General features: G+C 66.8%; 22 protein-coding genes. 11 read left to right on the top strand and 11 right to left on the bottom strand.

Going from position 1 to position 18,235, the window contains the following annotated elements:
* Positions 1-4: 4 nt before the first annotated feature.
* From ACVJ6E_RS15045 to ACVJ6E_RS15025, 5 genes are read right to left on the bottom strand one after another with little or no spacing between them, the layout of a single operon-like run.
* Positions 5-1,303: a ribulose-bisphosphate carboxylase large subunit family protein gene (locus tag ACVJ6E_RS15045; RefSeq protein WP_120269378.1), complete on the bottom strand. Its 1,299-nt coding sequence runs from the start codon at positions 1,301-1,303 to the stop codon at positions 5-7.
* 8 nt (positions 1,304-1,311) lie between these two features.
* Positions 1,312-1,851 carry a VOC family protein gene (locus ACVJ6E_RS15040; RefSeq protein ID WP_120269379.1) on the bottom strand — a complete coding sequence of 180 codons (540 nt, stop codon included), beginning with the start codon at positions 1,849-1,851 and terminating at the stop codon, positions 1,312-1,314.
* A gap of 8 nt (positions 1,852-1,859) precedes the next feature.
* The gene (locus ACVJ6E_RS15035; RefSeq protein ID WP_120269380.1) at positions 1,860-3,137 is read right to left on the bottom strand and encodes a TRAP transporter large permease; all 1,278 of its coding nucleotides are present in this window, start codon (positions 3,135-3,137) and stop codon (positions 1,860-1,862) included.
* Positions 3,134-3,658, bottom strand: a complete 525-nt coding sequence (locus tag ACVJ6E_RS15030; protein WP_120269381.1) for a TRAP transporter small permease — start codon at positions 3,656-3,658, stop codon at positions 3,134-3,136. Before ACVJ6E_RS15030 ends, ACVJ6E_RS15035 begins: the two co-directional genes overlap by 4 nt.
* Positions 3,659-3,688: 30 nt before the next feature.
* A complete protein-coding gene (locus ACVJ6E_RS15025) occupies positions 3,689-4,708 on the bottom strand; it encodes a TRAP transporter substrate-binding protein (RefSeq protein ID WP_120269382.1) in 1,020 nt (339 codons plus the stop codon).
* 202 nt (positions 4,709-4,910) lie between these two features.
* Here ACVJ6E_RS15025 and ACVJ6E_RS15020 point away from each other — a divergent pair, with 202 nt between their 5' ends.
* The 5 genes from ACVJ6E_RS15020 to ACVJ6E_RS15000 all read left to right on the top strand — a co-directional run bounded on the left by ACVJ6E_RS15020 (position 4,911) and on the right by ACVJ6E_RS15000 (position 8,841).
* Entirely contained in the window at positions 4,911-5,924 is a 1,014-nt protein-coding gene (locus ACVJ6E_RS15020) for a LacI family DNA-binding transcriptional regulator (RefSeq protein ID WP_120269383.1), read from the top strand.
* 202 nt (positions 5,925-6,126) lie between these two features.
* Entirely contained in the window at positions 6,127-6,318 is a 192-nt protein-coding gene (locus ACVJ6E_RS15015) for a PLD nuclease N-terminal domain-containing protein (protein ID WP_120269384.1), read from the top strand.
* A 114-nt stretch (positions 6,319-6,432) separates the two neighbouring features.
* Positions 6,433-6,627 (top strand): NepR family anti-sigma factor, encoded by a 195-nt coding sequence (locus ACVJ6E_RS15010; protein WP_120269385.1) that lies wholly within the window; start codon positions 6,433-6,435, stop codon positions 6,625-6,627.
* Positions 6,624-7,202, top strand: coding sequence for a sigma-70 family RNA polymerase sigma factor (locus ACVJ6E_RS15005; RefSeq protein ID WP_120269386.1), 579 nt, complete (start codon positions 6,624-6,626; stop codon positions 7,200-7,202). Before ACVJ6E_RS15010 ends, ACVJ6E_RS15005 begins: the two co-directional genes overlap by 4 nt.
* A 1-nt stretch (position 7,203) precedes the next feature.
* Positions 7,204-8,841, top strand: a complete 1,638-nt coding sequence (locus tag ACVJ6E_RS15000; RefSeq protein ID WP_120269387.1) for a sensor histidine kinase — start codon at positions 7,204-7,206, stop codon at positions 8,839-8,841.
* Positions 8,842-9,145: 304 nt separating this feature from the next.
* Here ACVJ6E_RS15000 and ACVJ6E_RS14995 read toward each other — a convergent pair whose 3' ends face one another.
* On the bottom strand, positions 9,146-9,325 hold the full coding sequence (locus ACVJ6E_RS14995; RefSeq protein ID WP_067219609.1) for a DUF1328 domain-containing protein: 180 nt from the start codon (positions 9,323-9,325) through the stop codon (positions 9,146-9,148).
* 719 nt (positions 9,326-10,044) lie between these two features.
* Here ACVJ6E_RS14995 and ACVJ6E_RS14990 point away from each other — a divergent pair.
* The 3 genes from ACVJ6E_RS14990 to ACVJ6E_RS14980 all read left to right on the top strand — a co-directional run bounded on the left by ACVJ6E_RS14990 (position 10,045) and on the right by ACVJ6E_RS14980 (position 11,473).
* On the top strand, positions 10,045-10,590 hold the full coding sequence (locus ACVJ6E_RS14990; RefSeq protein ID WP_158592702.1) for a PRC-barrel domain-containing protein: 546 nt from the start codon (positions 10,045-10,047) through the stop codon (positions 10,588-10,590).
* 107 nt (positions 10,591-10,697) lie between these two features.
* On the top strand, positions 10,698-11,039 hold the full coding sequence (locus ACVJ6E_RS14985) for an ElaB/YgaM/YqjD family protein (RefSeq protein ID WP_120269389.1): 342 nt from the start codon (positions 10,698-10,700) through the stop codon (positions 11,037-11,039).
* A gap of 5 nt (positions 11,040-11,044) precedes the next feature.
* The gene (locus ACVJ6E_RS14980) at positions 11,045-11,473 is read left to right on the top strand and encodes a hypothetical protein (RefSeq protein ID WP_120269390.1); all 429 of its coding nucleotides are present in this window, start codon (positions 11,045-11,047) and stop codon (positions 11,471-11,473) included.
* A gap of 9 nt (positions 11,474-11,482) precedes the next feature.
* On the opposite strand, the gene ACVJ6E_RS14975 is transcribed toward ACVJ6E_RS14980, so the two are convergent.
* Both ACVJ6E_RS14975 and ACVJ6E_RS14970 read right to left on the bottom strand, forming a co-directional pair.
* On the bottom strand, positions 11,483-12,022 hold the full coding sequence (locus ACVJ6E_RS14975; RefSeq protein ID WP_120269391.1) for a sigma-70 family RNA polymerase sigma factor: 540 nt from the start codon (positions 12,020-12,022) through the stop codon (positions 11,483-11,485).
* Entirely contained in the window at positions 12,019-12,201 is a 183-nt protein-coding gene (locus ACVJ6E_RS14970) for a NepR family anti-sigma factor (protein ID WP_120269392.1), read from the bottom strand. The genes ACVJ6E_RS14975 and ACVJ6E_RS14970 overlap by 4 nt, the downstream gene beginning before the upstream one ends.
* 136 nt (positions 12,202-12,337) lie before the next feature.
* Here ACVJ6E_RS14970 and ACVJ6E_RS14965 point away from each other — a divergent pair, with 136 nt between their 5' ends.
* On the top strand, positions 12,338-13,132 hold the full coding sequence (locus tag ACVJ6E_RS14965) for a response regulator (RefSeq protein WP_120269393.1): 795 nt from the start codon (positions 12,338-12,340) through the stop codon (positions 13,130-13,132).
* Positions 13,133-13,209: 77 nt separating this feature from the next.
* Here the strand turns inward: ACVJ6E_RS14965 and ACVJ6E_RS14960 are convergent, their stop codons facing one another.
* Positions 13,210-13,407, bottom strand: a complete 198-nt coding sequence (locus tag ACVJ6E_RS14960) for a CsbD family protein (RefSeq protein ID WP_120269394.1) — start codon at positions 13,405-13,407, stop codon at positions 13,210-13,212.
* Positions 13,408-13,578: 171 nt separating this feature from the next.
* Between ACVJ6E_RS14960 and ACVJ6E_RS14955 the strand changes: the two genes are divergently transcribed.
* Both ACVJ6E_RS14955 and ACVJ6E_RS14950 read left to right on the top strand, forming a co-directional pair.
* Positions 13,579-15,186, top strand: a complete 1,608-nt coding sequence (locus ACVJ6E_RS14955; protein WP_208996730.1) for a CHASE domain-containing protein — start codon at positions 13,579-13,581, stop codon at positions 15,184-15,186.
* A gap of 165 nt (positions 15,187-15,351) precedes the next feature.
* The gene (locus ACVJ6E_RS14950) at positions 15,352-16,491 is read left to right on the top strand and encodes an AI-2E family transporter (RefSeq protein WP_208996731.1); all 1,140 of its coding nucleotides are present in this window, start codon (positions 15,352-15,354) and stop codon (positions 16,489-16,491) included.
* On the opposite strand, the gene ACVJ6E_RS14945 is transcribed toward ACVJ6E_RS14950, so the two are convergent.
* Positions 16,458-17,237, bottom strand: a complete 780-nt coding sequence (locus ACVJ6E_RS14945) for an ATP-binding cassette domain-containing protein (protein ID WP_120269396.1) — start codon at positions 17,235-17,237, stop codon at positions 16,458-16,460. The two genes, ACVJ6E_RS14950 and ACVJ6E_RS14945, sit on opposite strands and share 34 nt — an antisense overlap.
* Positions 17,234-18,202, bottom strand: coding sequence for an iron chelate uptake ABC transporter family permease subunit (locus ACVJ6E_RS14940; protein WP_491676482.1), 969 nt, complete (start codon positions 18,200-18,202; stop codon positions 17,234-17,236). Before ACVJ6E_RS14940 ends, ACVJ6E_RS14945 begins: the two co-directional genes overlap by 4 nt.
* Positions 18,203-18,235 lie beyond the last annotated feature (33 nt).

Raw genomic sequence — 18,235 nt, 5'->3', positions numbered from 1 at the left:
CCCGTTACCCGGCCTTTTTCCCGAAGAAGGAGAGCGCCCCGGCGAGCTCCGGCCGCGAGCTTGCTGCCTGTTCCAGATCCTCGTTCGCGGCCACCGCCTCCCACGCCTGGCGCAGGCTGGCGACACCAGCCGCCGGGCCCGAAGGATGGGCGAGGATGCCCCCGCCCGCCATGAACAGGAAGTCGCTGGACCCGGCCGCACACGCGGTCACTGGCAGGGTGCCGGCCCACTGGCCGGAGGAGAACGCGGGCATCACCGCGTCGGAGGCATCCGGCGCATCAAGGGCGAGCGGCTGCAGGCAGCGGCGCGCCGCCTCCTCGACTTCCCGCGGCGCGTCGGAGAACTTGCCGCCGATGCCGTGCACATGCATGTGGTCGACGCCGGCAAGGCGATAGAGCGCCTGATAGGCGTCGAAGCCGATGCCGAGCAGCGGATGGCGGGCGAAGGCGCCGTAACCGTTGCGATGGCCGTGCACGACGAGCGGCGTGGACCGGCGCAGCGACTGCATCGCCGACAGTCCGCACCAGTTGAGGCTGGCCATGACGCAGGAGCCGCCCTCGCGCTCCACCAGATCCGCATGGCGGCGCATGGCGTCGAGCTCGTCGGTGATGTTGAAGGCGACCATGACGTTGCGGCCGGTGCGCTCGCGATAGGCCCGCACCTGCGCCATCACCGCACGGACCCGCGCCTCCAGCGGCGCATGGTCCGGGTCGGCGCAGATCTCGTCGTCCTTGATGAAATCGACGCCGGCCTCGCACAGGTCCGCAACCAGCGCGGCGATCTCTTCGGCGCTGAGGCCGACATTCGGCTTGATGATCGTGCCGAAGAGCGGCCGACCAGCCACGCCGAGCACCGCGCGGGTGCCGCCAACGCCGTGCAGCGGCAGGTCGAACCGGGTGCGGCAGGCCTGCGGCAGGGCGACATCGACGAGGCGAAGCCCCGTGACCTCGCCGAGATCGTAGAGATTGCCAGCGACCGTGGCGGCAAGGGTCGGCAGGTTGGTGCCGATATTGGCGAGCGGATAGGCGATGCGCACCCGTGCGCGCCGCCAGGGGCCGGGCGTGCCCTGACGCTCGAGCCAGGCGCTGGCAAGGCTCGGGGCGCTCGCCGGCGCCAAGTCCTCGACGGACAGCACCTCGGCGCCGGCACGGGCGCGCAATTCGTCGCTCTCGCCGGCCACGCGCACGAAGGTGCCGCAGCTCTGCTCGCCCGCCATGATCGCCGCGACCTTTTCCGGCGCGAGCGGCGTCTCGATCAGATAGGTCGCCTCGACGCTGTCGGGTTTGAGGGGGATCGCCTGCATCGCCCGCCTCAGATCGCGGAAAGGTCGGGGAAGGGACGGACCGGATCGCTGCCGTCCCAGCCTTCCGAGGCGGCGCGGATCAGGTCGAACATGCGGCCCTTCGGCCCCATCACCTCGGACAGCTCGATCACCGTGCCGGGATGGGCCTCGCGGTCGAAATAAGCGAAACGGCCGTTGGCGCCGACCTTGCCGCTCATCTTCACGCGGAAGCCTTCGGCCTCCATGCGGGCGAGATCCGCGTCGTAATCTTGCGTCCAGTAGGCGACGTGCTGCAGCCCGCGATGGCCGGCAAGCCGGAAGTCGCGATACATCGACGGGGCGTCGTTGCGGGTCTGGATCAGCTCGACCTGCACCGGGCCGCTGTTGGCCAGCGCGACGGAATTGTGGACCTCGAAGGACCGGCCGTCATAGCGGTAGTCCTCGATGGGCACCTTGGGATTGTAGTACCACGGGCCGACGCCCATGACCTTGTACCAATGCTCCATCGCCGCTTCGATGTCGTCGACCACGTAGCCGAGCTGGCGGATTGCGCCGAGAAACCTGCTCATGAAGAACCCTATTGCGAGAGAAGTCGGGGAAGCCACGTCGACACCGCCGGCACGGCCGAGACGACCAGCAGCGACAGCGCGAGGGGCAGGAAGAAGGGCAGCACGCCGCGAATGACCGAGTGGACCGGCATCTTGGCGACGATGGAGACCATGTAGAGGCTCATGCCGATGGGCGGCGTCAGCAGCCCGATCATCAGATTGAGCACGAAGACGATGCCGAGCTGCAGCGGATCGACGCCGGCCTGGTGCAGCGCCGGGGCGACGATGGGCGCGATGATCAGGATCGCCGCGATGGATTCCAGGAACATGCCGACGACGAGCAGCAGCAGGTTGACCAGAAGCAGCAGCACCAGCGGATTGTCGGAGAGGCCCAGCAGCACCTGGCCGGCCATCGCCGGCACCTGGTCGAGCGTGAGCACCCAGGCGAAGACGGCCGCCGTCGACACGATGAAGAGGATGCCCGCGGTCGCCTCCACCGTCTCGCGCAGGCTCTCCCACACGGCCGCGAAGGTCAGCGTGCGGTAGACGAGGAAGCCGATGGCCAGCGCATAGGCGACCGTTACGCCGGCGACCTCCGTCGGACCGAAATAGCCGCTGAGCAGGCCGCCGATCAGGATCACCGGGGCGACCAGCGCCGGCAGCGAGATCACCGCCTTGCGGGCGACGGCGGAAAGCGATGGGCTGACCGTGTCGCGCGGCAGGTTGTAGATGCGCGCCATGACGGCGACCTGCACCATCAGGAAGAGCGTGATCAGCAGCGCCGGCACGATGCCGGCGACCAGCAGTTGCACCGCCGAGACATTGGTGACGCTGGCATAGATGATCAGCGGGATCGAGGGCGGGAAGATCGGCCCGATGGTGGCCGCGGCGATGGTGATGCCGGCGGCAAAGTCGCGCCGGTAGCCCTGCCCCGACATCTGGTCGATCTGGATCTTGCCGAGCGCGCCGATATCGGCGAGCGCGGCGCCCGAGACGCCGGAGAAGATCAGGCTGACGAGGATCGACACCTGCGCGACCGCGCCGCGGATGCGCCCGACGACGAGGCGCACCAGGTCGAAGATATGGGTGGTGACGCCCATCGCGTTGAGGAGGCTGGCGGCCAGGATGAACAGCGGCACGGCCAGCAGCGGTGTGGAATCGAGCGCGTTGATGCCGCGCTGCGCCAAGACATGCACCGGCAGGTCGAAGCCGACGATGGCCACCGCCGAGGCAAGGCCGAGGGCAACGGCGATCGGCGCGCCGAGCAGCAGCGCGGCGGCGAAGACGAGGAGAAGCACGAGGCTCATGGCAGGGCCTGATCGGAACCGGGGAGCGTGTCGCCGCGCAGGAGGGCGAGAAGACGGGCAAGGGTGACAAGCGCCAGCAGCACCATGGCGACGATGGCGGGCGCGTAGAACACCCAATTGGGGATGCCGAGGGTCGGGGTGGCGAATTTCCACGCCCGGCCGAGAAAACGGTAGAGCCCATAGAGAAAGAAGAGCGAGAAGGCGAGCACGCAGAGCTCGACCAGCACGCCGGTCCAGCGGCGGGCGGGCGCCGGCAGCGTCATCGGCACCAGCTCCACCGCAACATGCCGGCCCTGCAGCGCCAGCAGCGGCACGCAGAGAAAGACCAGCGCGACACCGCAGAAGCGGGCGAGCTCGTCCGCCCAGGGCATGCCGAGATCGAGAAGGTTGCGGCCGAGCACCTGGCCGACCACCAGCACGCTCATCGCCGCCAGCAACAGGACGGCGAGAGTGCGGCAGCATGCCGCCGCACCCGCAAGGAGCCTGCCGCCCGGCGGGACGGGTTCAGTCGTGCCGGTCATGGCCGCACCTCTCGCTCACTGTTCGGGCGATCAGGAGATCGCCCGGATCTTCTCGTAGAGGGCACCGTATTTTTCGCCGAAGCGCTCGTCGACGACCTTGCTGACCGAGGCGCGGAAGGCCTCGACGTCGAGACCGTCCTCGGGGCCGATCACCGTCATGCCGGCATCGCGCAACGCCTGGGTGTCCTTGGCCTCGTTGTCCTGGATCGCCCTGGTGGCGCGCTCGCGGATCTCCAGCGCGGCGGCGGCGACCGCCTCCTTCTGGGCCGGCGACAGGGCCTGCCAGGCGTCCTCGTTCATCACGACGACCTCGGCATTGGACATGTGGCCGGTCAGCATGAGATGCGACTGCACCTCGTAGAGCTTGACGTTGAGGATGACGTTGACCGGGTTCTCCTGGCCGGCGACGACGCCGGTGGCGAGCGCAGTGGGCACCTCGGACCAGTCGACCGGAACGGGCGCGGCGCCCATGCCCTCGATGGCGGCCTGGTAGATCGGGAAAGGCACGGCGCGGATCTTCTCGCCGGCAAGGTCGGCCGGCTTGTACACGGCCTTGTTGGCGGTGAGATTGCGGCGGCCGAAATAGTGGGCGTAGATCACGCGGACATTCGCCGCCTGGATCAGGCCCTGGTTGAGCTCCTGCATCACCGGCGAATTGATGTCCATCACCTTCATCAGGTGGTCGACGTCACGGTAGAGATAGGGCGTGTCGAGCGCGGCGAAGGGCTCGTAGAGCGAACCGATGCCGCCGGCGGTGTTGTGCGAGAAGGCGATGGTGCCGAGCGAGACCGCCTCGGCCAGCTCCTGCAGCTTGCCGAGCTGGGAGGAGGGATAGACCTGCACGGCGATGTCGCCGCCCGAATGCTTGCCCACCGCTTCGGCGAACCAGTCGGCCTGGGCGCCGGCGACGCTGGCCGGCTCGTTGTTGTGGCCGTAGCGCAGGGTCACGGACTGGGCACGGGCAAGGCCGGGCACCATGGCGAAGGCACCCGCGCCGAGACCGAGCGCAAGGGCGCCGCGCCGCGTGACGGAAAACAGCTGTCTGGTCATTGCATCCTCCCAAGATGGTTTCAAGGCTCGTTATTTCGGTGAGCCATGAGGTATTTTGACGGCCTTCACTCCCTGAAGATCGCCGAAATCCGTATCTCTTGACAAAAGGCTACGAAGCCGTGAGCATCACGTCAAACATCAAATATTGAGGTATTTTGAGGTGCCCTCAGGAGAGATCCAGTTCCCCTCCCAGATCCCCTCCATGGCGGACCTGGCCGAAGCGGCAGGCGTGTCGCTGGCAACCGTCGACCGGGTGCTGAACCGCCGCAAGGGGGTGAAGGAGCGCACGGTCGCCCGGGTGCTGGCCGCCGCCGTGGAGCTCGGCTACATGAGCGCGGAGGAGCGCGCGAAGCTGGACGGGCAGCGCCCGCCCAATGTCGCCTTCCTGCTGCCGATGGGCACCAACCCCTATCTGCGCCTGCTTGGCGAGAAGGTGCGCGCTGTCGCCGACACCCAGACCCGCGACGCCTCTCCCTTGCGCTGCTTCTTCATCGACAGTTTCGATGCCGGCGCGCTGGCCGCCGCGCTGCGCCACCACGCCCGCTGGGCCGACGGCATCGCCTTCATGGCCATCGACCACCCCTTGGTGCGCGAGGCGGCGGAAGAGGTGAGCGCGGCCGGCACCCGGCTCGTCACCATCGTCTCCGACCTGCCGCACCCGGCGCGCGAGACCTATGTCGGGCTCGACAACCAGGCGGCCGGGCGCACCGCCGCCCTGCTGCTCGGCCGGTTCTGCGGCGCACGCGAGGGCAGCGTCGCGCTGGTCGCCGGCAGCCGCACCTACCGCGCCCATGCGGAACGCGAGATGGGCTTTCTCGGCCTGCTGGAAGAAGCCTATCCGGACCTGAGGATCGTCGGCATGCGCGAGGGCCACGACGACCGCAACGAGAACTACAACCACACCCGCTCGCTGCTGGAGCAGAATCCGGATCTCGTCGGAATCTACAATGTCGGCGGCTCGTCCGACGGCATCGCAAGGGCACTCGCCGAAAAAGGCATGGGCGAGCGGGTGGTGTTCATCGGCCACGGCCTGACCCAGGACACCCGCCGCCTCCTGATCGAGGGCACGATGGACGCGGTGATCAACTCCGACCCGGACCAGGTGATCGGCGAGACGCTGGCCCGCTTCGCCCGTCCGGCCGAGGCCGCGGGGCTGCGCCCGCCGCTGAAGATGGACCTGATCTTCCGCGAGAACATCCCCTCGCAATATCTTTAACCGGCAAATCCAGACCCACCCTGAAGCCGCTGACACGGCTTGCAAACTTTCCCCTACGTCCGGGGAACCAAATCACCCCGACGGACGTTCACCTCCCGACTACCGAGTACGCCGCCGCAGCGCAGGGCCGAACCTCCGGCCCGCCAGGCGCCCGGCGGACAAGAGTACATGCCGCTCCGGCGGCCATGAAAGGAGTGCGAACATGGGTATCGAGGTGGGGGGCCTGCTCGGCCTCGTCATTCTGGTTCTGGACGTTTACGCCATCGTCAAGATCATCGGCTCGGGCGCCTCCACGCTCGCTAAGGTCATCTGGATCGTGCTCATCCTGGCCCTGCCCGTTCTTGGCTTCCTCGTGTGGCTCGTGGCGGGTCCGTCGCGCCCGGCAACGGCCTGATTCAGGCCTGTCACCGCCCCACGCAATTCGTATCGGCAAAAAGTTCAAGGCCAGGTGGAACCAAATCCTCACTGGTGCGTTGTCGGTGCGGAGCTGAAGAAGGATTTGCTGCCTATGCTAAATTACAGCGAGAAACCCCGGAACGGAGAGCCGCCCAAAGCCTCGGACACCGACGTCCACTCTCGCATCAGCAATCAGCTGCAAACCTACTACAACGAGGTGCTGACCCAGCCTCTGCCCCAAAGGTTCGAGGACCTGCTGAAACGTTTGGACGAACAGAGCGGTTCCGAGGGGGAGGCCCGGTCATGAACGAGCACAGTCTCGAGCTGAAAGACGAGATGGTGTCCTGCATTCCCAGCCTGCGCGCCTTCGCGGCGTCGCTGGTGGGGATGGGCGACCGCGCCGACGATCTGGTCCAGGAAGCCCTGATGAAGGCCTGGTCCAACCTCGGCCGCTTCGAGCCGGGCACCAACATGAAGGCCTGGTTGTTCACGATCCTGCGCAACACGCTCTACTCGACGCATCGCAAGCGCAAGCGCGAGGTGCAGGACGTGGACGGACGCTACTCGGCAACGCTCGCCTCCCATCCGAATCAGACGGGTCATCTCGACCTCGACGACTTCTGCCGGGCGCTCGACCAGCTCCCCGACGACCAGCGTGAAGCGCTGATCCTCATTGGTGCTTCCGGCTTTTCTTATGAGGAAGCTGCTGAAATTTGCGGTTGTGCCATCGGCACGGTAAAAAGTCGCGTCAACCGCGCCCGTGCCCGGCTGGCCGACATCATGGGGACAGAGTCGACGAGCGAGTTCGGACCGGATCGAGCCGTGGAAGCTGTTCTCGCCCTCTCTCCCGCCTCGACGGTGAAGATCAGTGCCATGGAGTAAATTGCCGCCCAACAGCACCCGGCTCGATCGACGGCTGTTCGCCCATATCGCGGCAGCCCTGATCCCCCTTGCCGCTCTTGCCTTCCTGCTGTCCTACTCCGATCTCGAGCGACGCTCCCAGGATGAACACCGACGCTTCCTGGACTATGCCCGCCTGATCGGACAGTCCAGCGCGAAGGCAATTGCGCGTGCTGAAGGCTATGCAAGCGCCCTGACCTCCCTGGACCCGCAGGCCCTGGGAGAGTGCCGGCGCGTATTCTCCGCCATGCGCGAGGACCTGATCGAGGCGACGGAGCTCACCATCTTCCGCGGCGAGGCGACCATCTGCGCCATCGGCCTGGGCGAAGACGGCAAGATGATCCAGCGCCAGCTCGACGCGCCGAGCGAGGCCGTCACCGGACCCGCCGCCAAGACGATCACCATCTCCCGCACCAACGAGGCCAACGGAACCCGCATCGACATCGGCCTGCGGCCGCAGACGCTGCTGATCGCCCCGATCACCGCGACCGCGGCGACGAATATCGGCTTTGCCCTGGTCGACAAGAACAGCGCGGTGCTCGCCTCCCATGTCTATGAGGAGAACGACATCGGCAGCTTCCTGCAGGTGGTCGGCGAGACGCGCGCGGACGGGGCGGATTTTTCCGAAAGCGACAGCGGCTGGTTCATCGGCTCCAGCGTGCTGCCGGGCACCGAGTACCGGGTGGTCACCGCCAGCCGGCCATCGGAGCACCGGCTGGAACTGTGGCTCACGGTGCTACGCGCCCTGCTGCCGCCGCTCATCCTGCTGGCGGTGGTTTTCGTGGTTCTGCGCTACGGCATCCAGCGGTTCCTGCTGCGCTATCTCAGCCACATCTATTCGACCTTCCGCCAATACGGCACCGGCAACACGCGCGCGCGCGTCGGCCAGCTGGCGGCCGCACCGCCCGAGATCGACCTCCTGGGCGTGACCTTCGACATGATGGCCGACCGCATCGAACGGCGCACCCACGACACCGAGGCCGCGCTGGCCGAACAGCGCCGCCTCAGCCGCGAACTGCATCACCGCATCAAGAACACGCTGCAGATGATCATCAGCCTGGTGAGCATGCAGCGACGCGATGCGACGGGCCCGCGCGAAAAAGCGGCCCTGCGGGTGACGCTGGAACGGATCCTGGCGATCTCCGCCGCCTATCGCGTCTCCTACGCCTCGACCGAGGGCACTAACGTGGCACTGACCGCCCTGGTGCATGAAGTGGTGGAGGCCTTGCGCGGACCGGCATTGCTGCCGCAGGGCCGGGTCCGGATCCAGACCAATGCGGGCGCCAACGCGGCGGAGATCGATCTCGACCGCGCGATTCCGCTCGCCTTCATCCTGGCCGAGCTGCTGCCGCCACGGTTCGACTGCCTGCTGCCGGGAGAGGTCCTCACCATAGAGCTGACTGGGGCCGACAGGATCGCCATGGTGATTTCCGGCGCCAGCCAGATCAACGACACGCTGGACGGCAACGAGACGGGCACACCCGCCTCGCTGCGCTCGCGCCTGGTCCATGCCTATCTGCATCAGCTCGACGCGACCTGCGGCATGGAAGACGCCATGGCGCGGCTGGAGATCCCGCTGCACCCGGTTCCCGGGCCGCAGGCGTCTGCCTCCATGCACTGACCGCAGGGCGGTTACGGCTGCGCGGCGCGGCAACCCGGGAACGCCGCGCGCTGCTTCCCACCCTCCTGCCTCTCAGCCATGCCCCACAACCATACGGCGTGCCCTCGAGCGCGCCTTGCTTGCAACCGCTGGGACAGCCCGTCGGCTGCGAGCGTTTCGGCCGGCAGGAATCGCACGGGCCAGATTCCTTGGCACCAGCCACAAAAAGGCGCCGCGGGAGGGAGGCCCCGCGGCGCAGAAAGCAGACGGACAAACGAGGGAGGAGTGAGCAGGCCGCCTGCGTCGACAGGTCGATCGGCCGCGATCAGACCGTCGGGGGACGACGGCCGCTGATCAGGCCATAGACCAGCGAAATCACGAAGAGGATGATCGCCACGACGAAAATCAGCTTGGCGATGCCCATGGCCGTACCGGCAATGCCGCCGAAGCCCAACACCGCCGCGATAAGCGCGACAACCAGGAAGGTCAGAGCCCAACCGAACATGTTATTTCTCCTTTGAACAGCTTCCCGATTGCCGCGAACTTTCTTGACGGAACCGGTACTCATGTCCCATGCGGTGGCAAGAACGGGCCGATTACTGAAGCAACCCCACTTGCCTTACGCTTGCACCATCGTGCATGGTCATGAAGTCAACCCACCAGCGGCGAATTTGTTCAATCTGATCTGAACTTTTTTTGAAGGATCGCCGCTCCCGTCTTGCAGAGCGCTGTTTTTCCGCGCCCAGGACAGCCGGCCTTCGAGGCACGGCGCGAGCGTCTTTCATGCGCTTTCGACCTTGCGGATTTTTCCTGGCGCCCGTTTTCGCCTCCGCTCGCCCTCGCCCTCGCATACCGGCCCGCCGGTTCCTTGATCGGATTTTTTTTGCCGCCGGCGTTTTTCCGAAAACGGCGATCTCAAAAAAAAATCGCCGCAAAAAACATCCCGCCGGAACGGGGGCGAGACGGGTCCCCCTATACGCGCGTGTATCGCGCGCGCGTGCGCGCGTTCCTCTTACAGGCCGGCGCAACCACGATGACGGCAAGGCATCGCCAGGACATCAGGCGAAAAAGAAAAGCACACGTAAAAATCGAAAAATCGGGAACGCGGCCGGAACCTTTCTCCCGCGAGAGGGTTCTTCTACCGTGACCGGAACGAAACCTGAGCCGAACCCAAGATCGGCACGCAGGTTGGGTCACAAGCCAACAAATCAGGAGACTAAAGACATGATCCGCACGCTTCTGACGACAACCGCCCTTGCCGCCGCTCTGACCACCGGCGCCCTCGCTCAGGACCAGAAACTGAACGACGATGCCGGCATGACCCCGGCGGCTCCCGAGATGAACGCGACCCAGCCGGCTCCGGCGGGTGACGCCGCGACCCCGAGCATGGACGCTCCGGCGACCACCGGCGACACCGCCACCGCTCCGGCCGTCGAAGAGCGCGACATTCTCGCCGAGGTCGGCGTGACCACCGCCGAGGAGCTGATCGGCAGCACCGTCTACAGCGCTGACGACAGCGACATCGGCGAGGTTTCCGACGTGGTCGTGTCGAGCGCCGGCAAGATCGAGGCGATGGTGATCGACGTCGGCGGCTTCCTGGGCATCGGTGCCAAGCCGGTTGCCGTGGAGCTCTCCTCGCTGGAGGTTCGCCGCGACGAGAACGGTGACCCGCGCATCTACACCACGCAGACCCAGGAGACCCTGGAGGCGATGCCGGAATACTCTGCTGACGCCGTTGACGGTGTCCGCGACGCCGCGCCGGTCGAGTAATCGAGCGACACAGGCAGTCAAGGGAGGCGCCGGCGCAGTCGGCGCCTCCTTTGTCCGTGCCCCCGCCGCATGACGGCGGGCGCGCTTCTTCCATCAAGGAGACTTCCATGCCGACCACCGCCGACACCAAGACCGCTGCCAAGGCCGCCCGCGCCGAGGACGAAGCCGCGACCATCCAGGAGAATATCGAGCGCCTGCGCGGCGACATCTCCTCCCTCGCCAAGTCGATCTCGCGCTACGGCACCGAGAAGACCGGCGAATATACCGAGCGCGCCAGCAAGGCAGGCAAGGACATTGCCGATGTCTCGCAGCAGACGCTCGACAGCCTGACCGAGGAGCTCAACCGCCTGGAGCGGTCGCTGACCTCGCATGTTCGCCGCAAGCCGCTGCAGTCGCTCGGCATCGCCGCCGGCATCGGCTTCCTGATCGCCCTGCTGTCGCGGCGTTGACCGCAATGTTGCGTCTTGCCCCGATCCTGGCATCGATGCTGTCGGTGGACCTCGGCGCAGCCCTGCGCCGAGCCCGCCGCTCCGCCCTGTTCTGGGCACTGGCCGGGCTGTTCGCCCTGGCCGCCTATGCAGCGGCGCTCGTCTCCGCCGGCCTGGCGCTCGCAGCGCACTATCCGCCCGCAACCGCGGCGCTGATGGTCTGCCTGTCGCAGCTGGGCCTGGCCGCACTCGCCCTTCTGGGCCTTGCGATCAGCAATGCGGTGGAGCGACGCCGCCGGAGAAAGAACGACAGCCAGCGCACCCTGGCAACGACGGCGGTGATCGCCGCCGCGCTGCCGATGCTGCAGTCGCGCAAGGGGCTGGCCTTCGCCGCCCTGGCCGGACTGGCGGTGATCCTGGCGACCCGCGGCGGCGGCGACAGCGACGCGGAGTGACGCGCGGCCTCAGGTCGTGGAGCCGACCGGCTCGTTCCCCTCTCCCTCGGGAAGGACCATGAGCTCGCGCAGCCGCGCCCGCGCCCGGTGCACGCGGCTTTTCAGCGTGCCGGTGGCGCAGCCGCAGATCTCGGCCGCCTCCTCATAGGAAAAGCCGGAAGCGCCGACGAGGACGATCGCCTCGCGCTGGTCGCTCGGCAGGGCGTCGAGCGCAGCCCGGAATTCGTTCATGGCAAGGGAGGCGTGCTGGCTGGGCGCCACCGCGAGCTGCCCGGCGAGCTTTTCATCCTCATCCTCGACCTCTCGGGAGGACTTGCGCAGCAGGCTGTAGAAGCAGTTGCGCAGGATGCGAAACAGCCAGGCCCGCATGTTGGTGCCGGCAATGAAACTCTGCCTCGCCTTCCAGGCATTGAGGATCGCGTCCTGGACAAGATCGTCGGCAAGATCGGCGCGCCCGCAGAGCGAGACGGCAAAAGCTCGCAGGGCCGGAAGCTGTGCCAACATCTCGCGCTTGAAATCCGCCGAGGAGAGCGCCGGCCCAGTCGTCATTTGTCGTTTTTCTCCGAGGCCGCCTTTTCTGCCTCGTCGAGCTGCGCAAGAAGATCGAGGAACCGCCCCGGCGTGCCCTCGTCCTGCACGGTGTCGTAAAGCTCACGCAGCCGCTGCGTGATATATTCCTGACTTGCAGCAGCAGCGCCCCCCGCTCCCGTCTTTTTTGTTCCGTTCATTCCACAGCACCCGGTTTGTCCGTTTCGCCCACTATAGCTGGCAATGAAAAAAAATGGTGCGAGGGAGGGAACTTTTCTCCCCGGCCCACGTTAGAGTGAGTGTTGAGCGCCCGGACGGGCAGACAGGGAGTTCCACATGCCACTTTCGAACCGCATCGCGCCCCATCTCCCCTACTTGCGTCGATACGCAAGAGCGGTGACCGGGTCGCAGCAGTCAGGCGACGCCTATGTCGCCACCACGCTGGAGACGCTGATCGCGGATGTCTCCTCGTTCCCCGAGACCGGCAGTGATCGCGTATCCCTGTACAAGGTTTTCGCGGCCGTCTTCGGATCCGTCCAGATGGACATTCCGGCCCTCGATTCGCCCTTCGCCTGGGAACGCCGGGCCACGGCGAATCTCGCCATGCTTCCCTCCCCCGAGCGGCAGGCGTTTCTGCTGACCTCCGTGGAAGGCTTCACGCCCGAGGAAACGGGCAAGATCCTCGACGCGACGGTCGAAGAGGTCGAGGCGCTTCTGTCGGATGCGGCCCGCAACATCTCCCAGCAGATCGCGACGGACATCCTCATCATCGAGGACGAGCCGCTGATCGCCATGGATATCGAGCATATCGTGACGGAGCTGGGTCACCGGGTCTGCGGCGTTGCCCGCACCCACAAGGAAGCGGTCGAGCTGTTCACGCGCAAGAAGCCGCGGATGATTCTCGCCGACATCCAGCTGGCCGACGGCAGCTCGGGCATCGACGCGGTGAACGACATCCTGAAGAGCGAGCCGATGCCGGCCATCTTCATCACCGCCTTCCCCGAGCGTCTGCTGACGGGCGAGCGCCCCGAGCCGGCCTTCCTGATCACCAAGCCGTTCAATCCCGACATGGTGCGGGCCCTGATCAGCCAGGCGCTGTTCTTCGACCAGACGGTCGAAGCCGCAGCCTGATTGGTGTTACCCGTCCAAATCCGGCCCCGCGCCACCTCATCGGTGGCGCGGGGCATTTCATGCAAAGCGCCGGAAGCTTACGAACGGCTCAGCCAGTCGTCGACCTCGCGCTGGGCCTTCTCCTCGGCCATGCCGTATCGCTCCTGGATCTTGCCGACCAGCTGCTTGCGATTGCCGGCAATCACGTCCACATCGTCGCCGGTGAGGTGTCCCCAGCGCTCCTGGACCTTGCCCTTGAATTGTTCCCAGTTGCCTTCGATCTGGTTCCAGTTCATGAAACTCTCCTTGTAGTTCGATGCGAGCCAACCTCGCATCAAATCAACCCTTGGTCGGGCGAAAGGTTCCCGACCGGGCCTGAAGACGTGCCGTTCCCGCAGGGGCCGTAGTGGGGCGGAGCGCAGGCGAGGCTGCGCAAGCGAGGGATTTCGGCACTATGGAAAAATGACGTGATCCGGCTTCTGCCTGCGAGCATTCTGATAATAGTCGCCCTGGCCGGCGCAGGGATGACAATGGTCGTCTACCGGGCCGAAAACGCCGCCGACCGGATCCGTTTCGAAACCATCGCGCATGCCGCCGCAGACCGCGTCGTCAACCGCACCCGCCAGCACATCGCCCTGCTCGTTTCCACCCACGCCTTCTTCGTCGCTCACGAAAGCGAAGTCTCGCGCGATGCCTTCGCGCGCTTCACCGCCTCGCTGAGCCTGGAGAAGGATTACGAAGGCATCCGCGGCATCGGCTATGCCCGGCTGGTCCGCGCCGGCGAAGAGGCCGAGGCCGAGCGCGACATCGCCGCCGCCTATGGCATCGAGCGCAGGATCTGGCCGGAGACGACGCTGGACCGGCGCACCCCCATCGTGATGCTGGAACCGCCGGACGAGATGAACCGGGCCGCTCTCGGCCTGGACATGTTCGCCGAGCAGCACCGGCGCGAGGCGATGCTGGCGGCGCTGGAAAGCGGTGCCCCGCGCGCCAGCGCGCCCGTCGAGCTGGCCCAGGAGATCACCGAGGACAAGCAGGCCGGCTTCCTCGTCTACATCCCCTTCCGCCCGCGTGCGGACGGGCCGGCCGCCGGCTTCGTCTATGCCCCCTTCCGTGCCGGAGACCTTCATGCCGCCGCCCTCGGCGGCCCGGACCGCCTGCCGCTGACCTTCCAGACCCTGGACACGACGGGCGAGGAGGCAGTCCCGCTGTACCGCTCGCAAGGCTATGGCGAGAGCGAGGCCTACAAGAACCTGAAGACCCAGAGCGTGGTGGACGTGGCCGGACGCCAGTGGACCTTCAATGTCCATGCAACGCCGGAGTTCCGCAGCCGGGTCCAGCATCTCTATTCCATGGTGACGGGCGCGATCTCGCTGCTGCTGGCGCTCGCGCTGGCCATGTCGACGCGCTTCCAGATCAAGTCCGTGCAGGCGGCGCGCGCGCTGCAGGCCGCCTCGCACAAAGCGGTCCAGGAAAAGGACCTGATGCTTCAGGAGATGAAGCACCGGATCAAGAACTCCATCGCAAGGGTGCTGGCCATCGCCCGCCAGACCGCCGCCGTCTCCGAGACCATCGACGATTTCTCCCAGTCCTTCTCCGCCCGCCTGTCCGCCATGGCGAACGCCCAGGACATGCTGACCCGCTCGCACTGGCGCCAGGCGGACCTGCGCGAGCTGCTGGCCACCGAGCTGAAACAGGTCCTGGGATCCGACTTCGACGAGCGGATCGACGGGCCGAAGGTGCTGCTCGACGAACGCACCACCCAGGCGCTCGGCCTGACCTTCCACGAACTGGCCACCAACGCCCTGAAATACGGCGGCATCTCCTCCGGCGAAGGCGACCTGCGCATCTCCTGGACGGTGACCGGCCGGCGCAAGCACCGGGAGCTGCGGCTCGACTGGGTGGAAACCTCGTCGGTCCCGATCGAGACCGCCGGTGGGTTCAACACCGGCTCCGGCTTCGGCACACGCCTGATCGACGCCAATATCCGCGGCGAACTGGGCGGCCAGCTGGAGCGCGAGCTGCGGCCCGAAGGGATGAGCGTGCGCATGGTGATCCCGCTGCACGACGCCTGAACAGGGCCCTCCACACCCCGCCTTTCCGGGAACCTTTTGCCGGCTGCCGCGTTGATACAGGCAAGCCGTTTGCCGCCGTTATCGGGACAGCGCGAACGGCCGGACCGACGCATCGCGGGCAAGCCCGGCGGGGCGGTCCGGAAACCCCGGGGGATGGAGACGCTCTTGTCCGCGACGGATTGGGAAACGGTGCTGGCCAATGCGGCGCGCCTGTCGGTAATCGTGATCGGTCTGCTCGTGGCTATTACCGCCATCGACTACGCCCAGATGATCCTCGCCCCGATCTTCCTTGCCGTGGTCATCGGGCTGATGTTCGGCCCGCTCTCCGACACGATCGAGCAGTTCGGCATTCCCACCTGGATCTCGGCGCTCGGCGTCGTTGCCGCTTTTCTCACCCTCATCGCTATCACCGGGACGGCCTTCGCGGTGCCGCTATCGGACTGGATGGACAAGCTTCCGGACATCTGGGAGAAGCTGCAGTCGCAGCTGACCAGCTGGCAGGGCGTCATCGCCTCCTTCGGCGGCATACAGGAGGAGCTGCGGTCCGCGCTCGGCCAGACGACCGGCATGAAGGTGGAGGTGGACGACACCTCGGCGGTGGAGAGCGTCGCCTATTTCGCCCCGGCGCTGATGGCGCAGATCGTGCTCTTCCTGGCCAGCATGTATTTCTTCATCGCCACGCGGAAACAGTTCCGCGAAGCGGTGCTCGCCTTCTGCCCGACCTCGGCCCTGCGCGCCAGCGCAAGGCGCATCTTCGAGGACATCGAGACCCGGGTGTCGCGCTATCTGCTGTCGATCACCGCGGTCAACATCATCCTCGGCCTCGCCGTGTCGCTGGCCCTGTGGGTGCTGGGCGTGCCCTCGCCGATGCTGTGGGGCCTGCTCGCCGGCGTGCTCAACTACGTGATCTATATCGGCCCGGCGGTCATGGCCCTGCTGCTGACCGGCGTCGGCCTGGCCACGTCGGACACGACCTTCGGCATCCTCGCCCCGCCGCTGGTCTATCTGTCCCTCAACCTGCTGGAGGCGCAGTTCCTGACCCCGGCAGTGCTGGGCCGCACGATGACGCTCAACCCCTTCGTGGTGCTGCTGGCCATCGCCCTGTGGATCTGGCTGTGGGGACCGGTGGGCGGCTTCATCGCCGTCCCCTGCCTGCTGATCCTCGACACGGTGCTGACCAACATGCTGCCGCTGAACGAGGTGACCGACGCAGCGCAAAGCGAAGCCTCGCCCATCGGCGTGGCCGTACCGCCGCCGAGCGCCGGCCCGTCTCAGGCGCCGGCCGCCCCCTCCGGCAGCGCATAGGTGGTCACGAACTGGCCCTCCAGCCGGTGCGCCGCGATGGGAATGTCGTAGATCGCCGTCAGGTTGGCGCCGGTCATGACCTCCTCGGCGCTGCCGTGGCACAGGACCCGCCCCTGTTTCATGCCGATGACGCGGTCGGAGAAATTGCCAGCGATGTTGATGTCGTGCAGCACCACCACCACCGCCTTGCCGAAGCGCCGCGAGGCATCGCGCAACAGGTGCATCATCGACACCGCATGGCGGATGTCGAGGCTGGCGAGCGGCTCGTCGAACAGCATGTAGTCCGTGTCCTGCGCCAGCACCATAGCGACATAGGCGCGCTGGCGCTGGCCGCCGGACAGCTCGTCCAGGAAGCGGCCCGCAATCGGCTCCAGCCCGAGATAGGAAAGCGCCCGGCCGATCATCGCATGGTCCGCCTCCCCCAGCCTCCCGCGCGAATGCGGATAGCGGCCGAAGGCGACCAGGTCGCGCACGGTGAGCCGGGCGGCGATGCTGTTGTCCTGCTTCAGGACGGACAGGCGGCGCGACAGCTCCTGCCCAGGCGTGGCGGCGACATCCAGCCCGTCGACGGTGACCGTGCCGCGATCGGCGGCAAGCAGCCGCGCGATCAGGCCGAGCAGCGTCGACTTGCCCGCCCCGTTCGGCCCGATGATGCCGGTGAGCCCGCCGCGCGGGATGGTCAGGCTGACGCCGTCGACGACGACATGCCCGTCATAGGCCTTGGTCAGTCCCTCGATCTCGATCAACGCGCCATTCCCCTCAGCAGCATGACGATGAACAGGATGCCGCCGATGAACTCGGTGACGATGCCGACCGCCGAGCCGAAGCCCAGCAGCTGTTCCAGCACCAGCTGGCCGCCGGCCAGCAGCAGGATGCCGATGAGCGCCGCCCCGGCCAGCACATGCGCATGGCGGAAGCCCGGCACCAGGAGATAGGCGACATTGGCGACCAGCAGGCCGAAGAAGCTGACCGGCTCGAAGCCGTTGAGCGGGCCGACAAGGGCGGTAGCGACGCAGACCTGCAGCGAGACGAGGATCAGGATCAGCGAGACGGTGCGCCGGTAGTCGATGCCCAGATTGATCGCCTGGTCGCGGCCGAGCAGCAGCACGTCGAGCCGGCCGCGCAGGCGCCACAGCACCACCGACACGGCGACGATCGCCAGCGTGGCGATACCCAGAAGGTCCGGCGCGACGCCGTTGAAGCTGGCGAAGAGGCGGTCCTGCAGCACGACGAATTCGTTCGGATCGATGATCCGCTGCAACAGCACCATGGTGCCGCGGAACAGCAGGCCAAAGACGACGCCGACCAGCAGCAGCACCTGCAAGCCTCGCCGCGCGCCGAGAAACAGCCAGCGATAGAGCGCCAGCGAGAACGCGAGCATCGCCGCCGTTTCCACGACGAAGAGCAGCCGGGTGTCGACGCTGGCGAGCCGCGCGGAGCCGAGGAAGAAGACGAAGCACGTCTGCAGCAGCGCATAAAGCGCGTCGAACCCCATGATCGACGGGGTAAGGATGCGGTTGCCGGCAATCGTCTGGAAGATCACCGTCGAGATGGCGATGGCGCTCGCCACCACGCAGATCGCCAGCAGCTTGCGCCCGCGAAAGGCCAGCGCGAACTCCCAGTTGCCCTTGACCCCGACGGTCATGAAGGCAACCGCGACGACGAGAACCGCCAGCGCCAGCAGGGACAGGACCACGGCGGGCCGGCGCAAGCTGTCCTTGAGGCCGCCGCGAAAGGGCCCGGC

This window comes from Stappia sp. G46H5W (assembly GCF_058448995.1).
The sequence above is the reverse complement of the archived record's forward strand: the minus strand, read 5'-3'. Positions and strand labels throughout refer to the sequence as shown.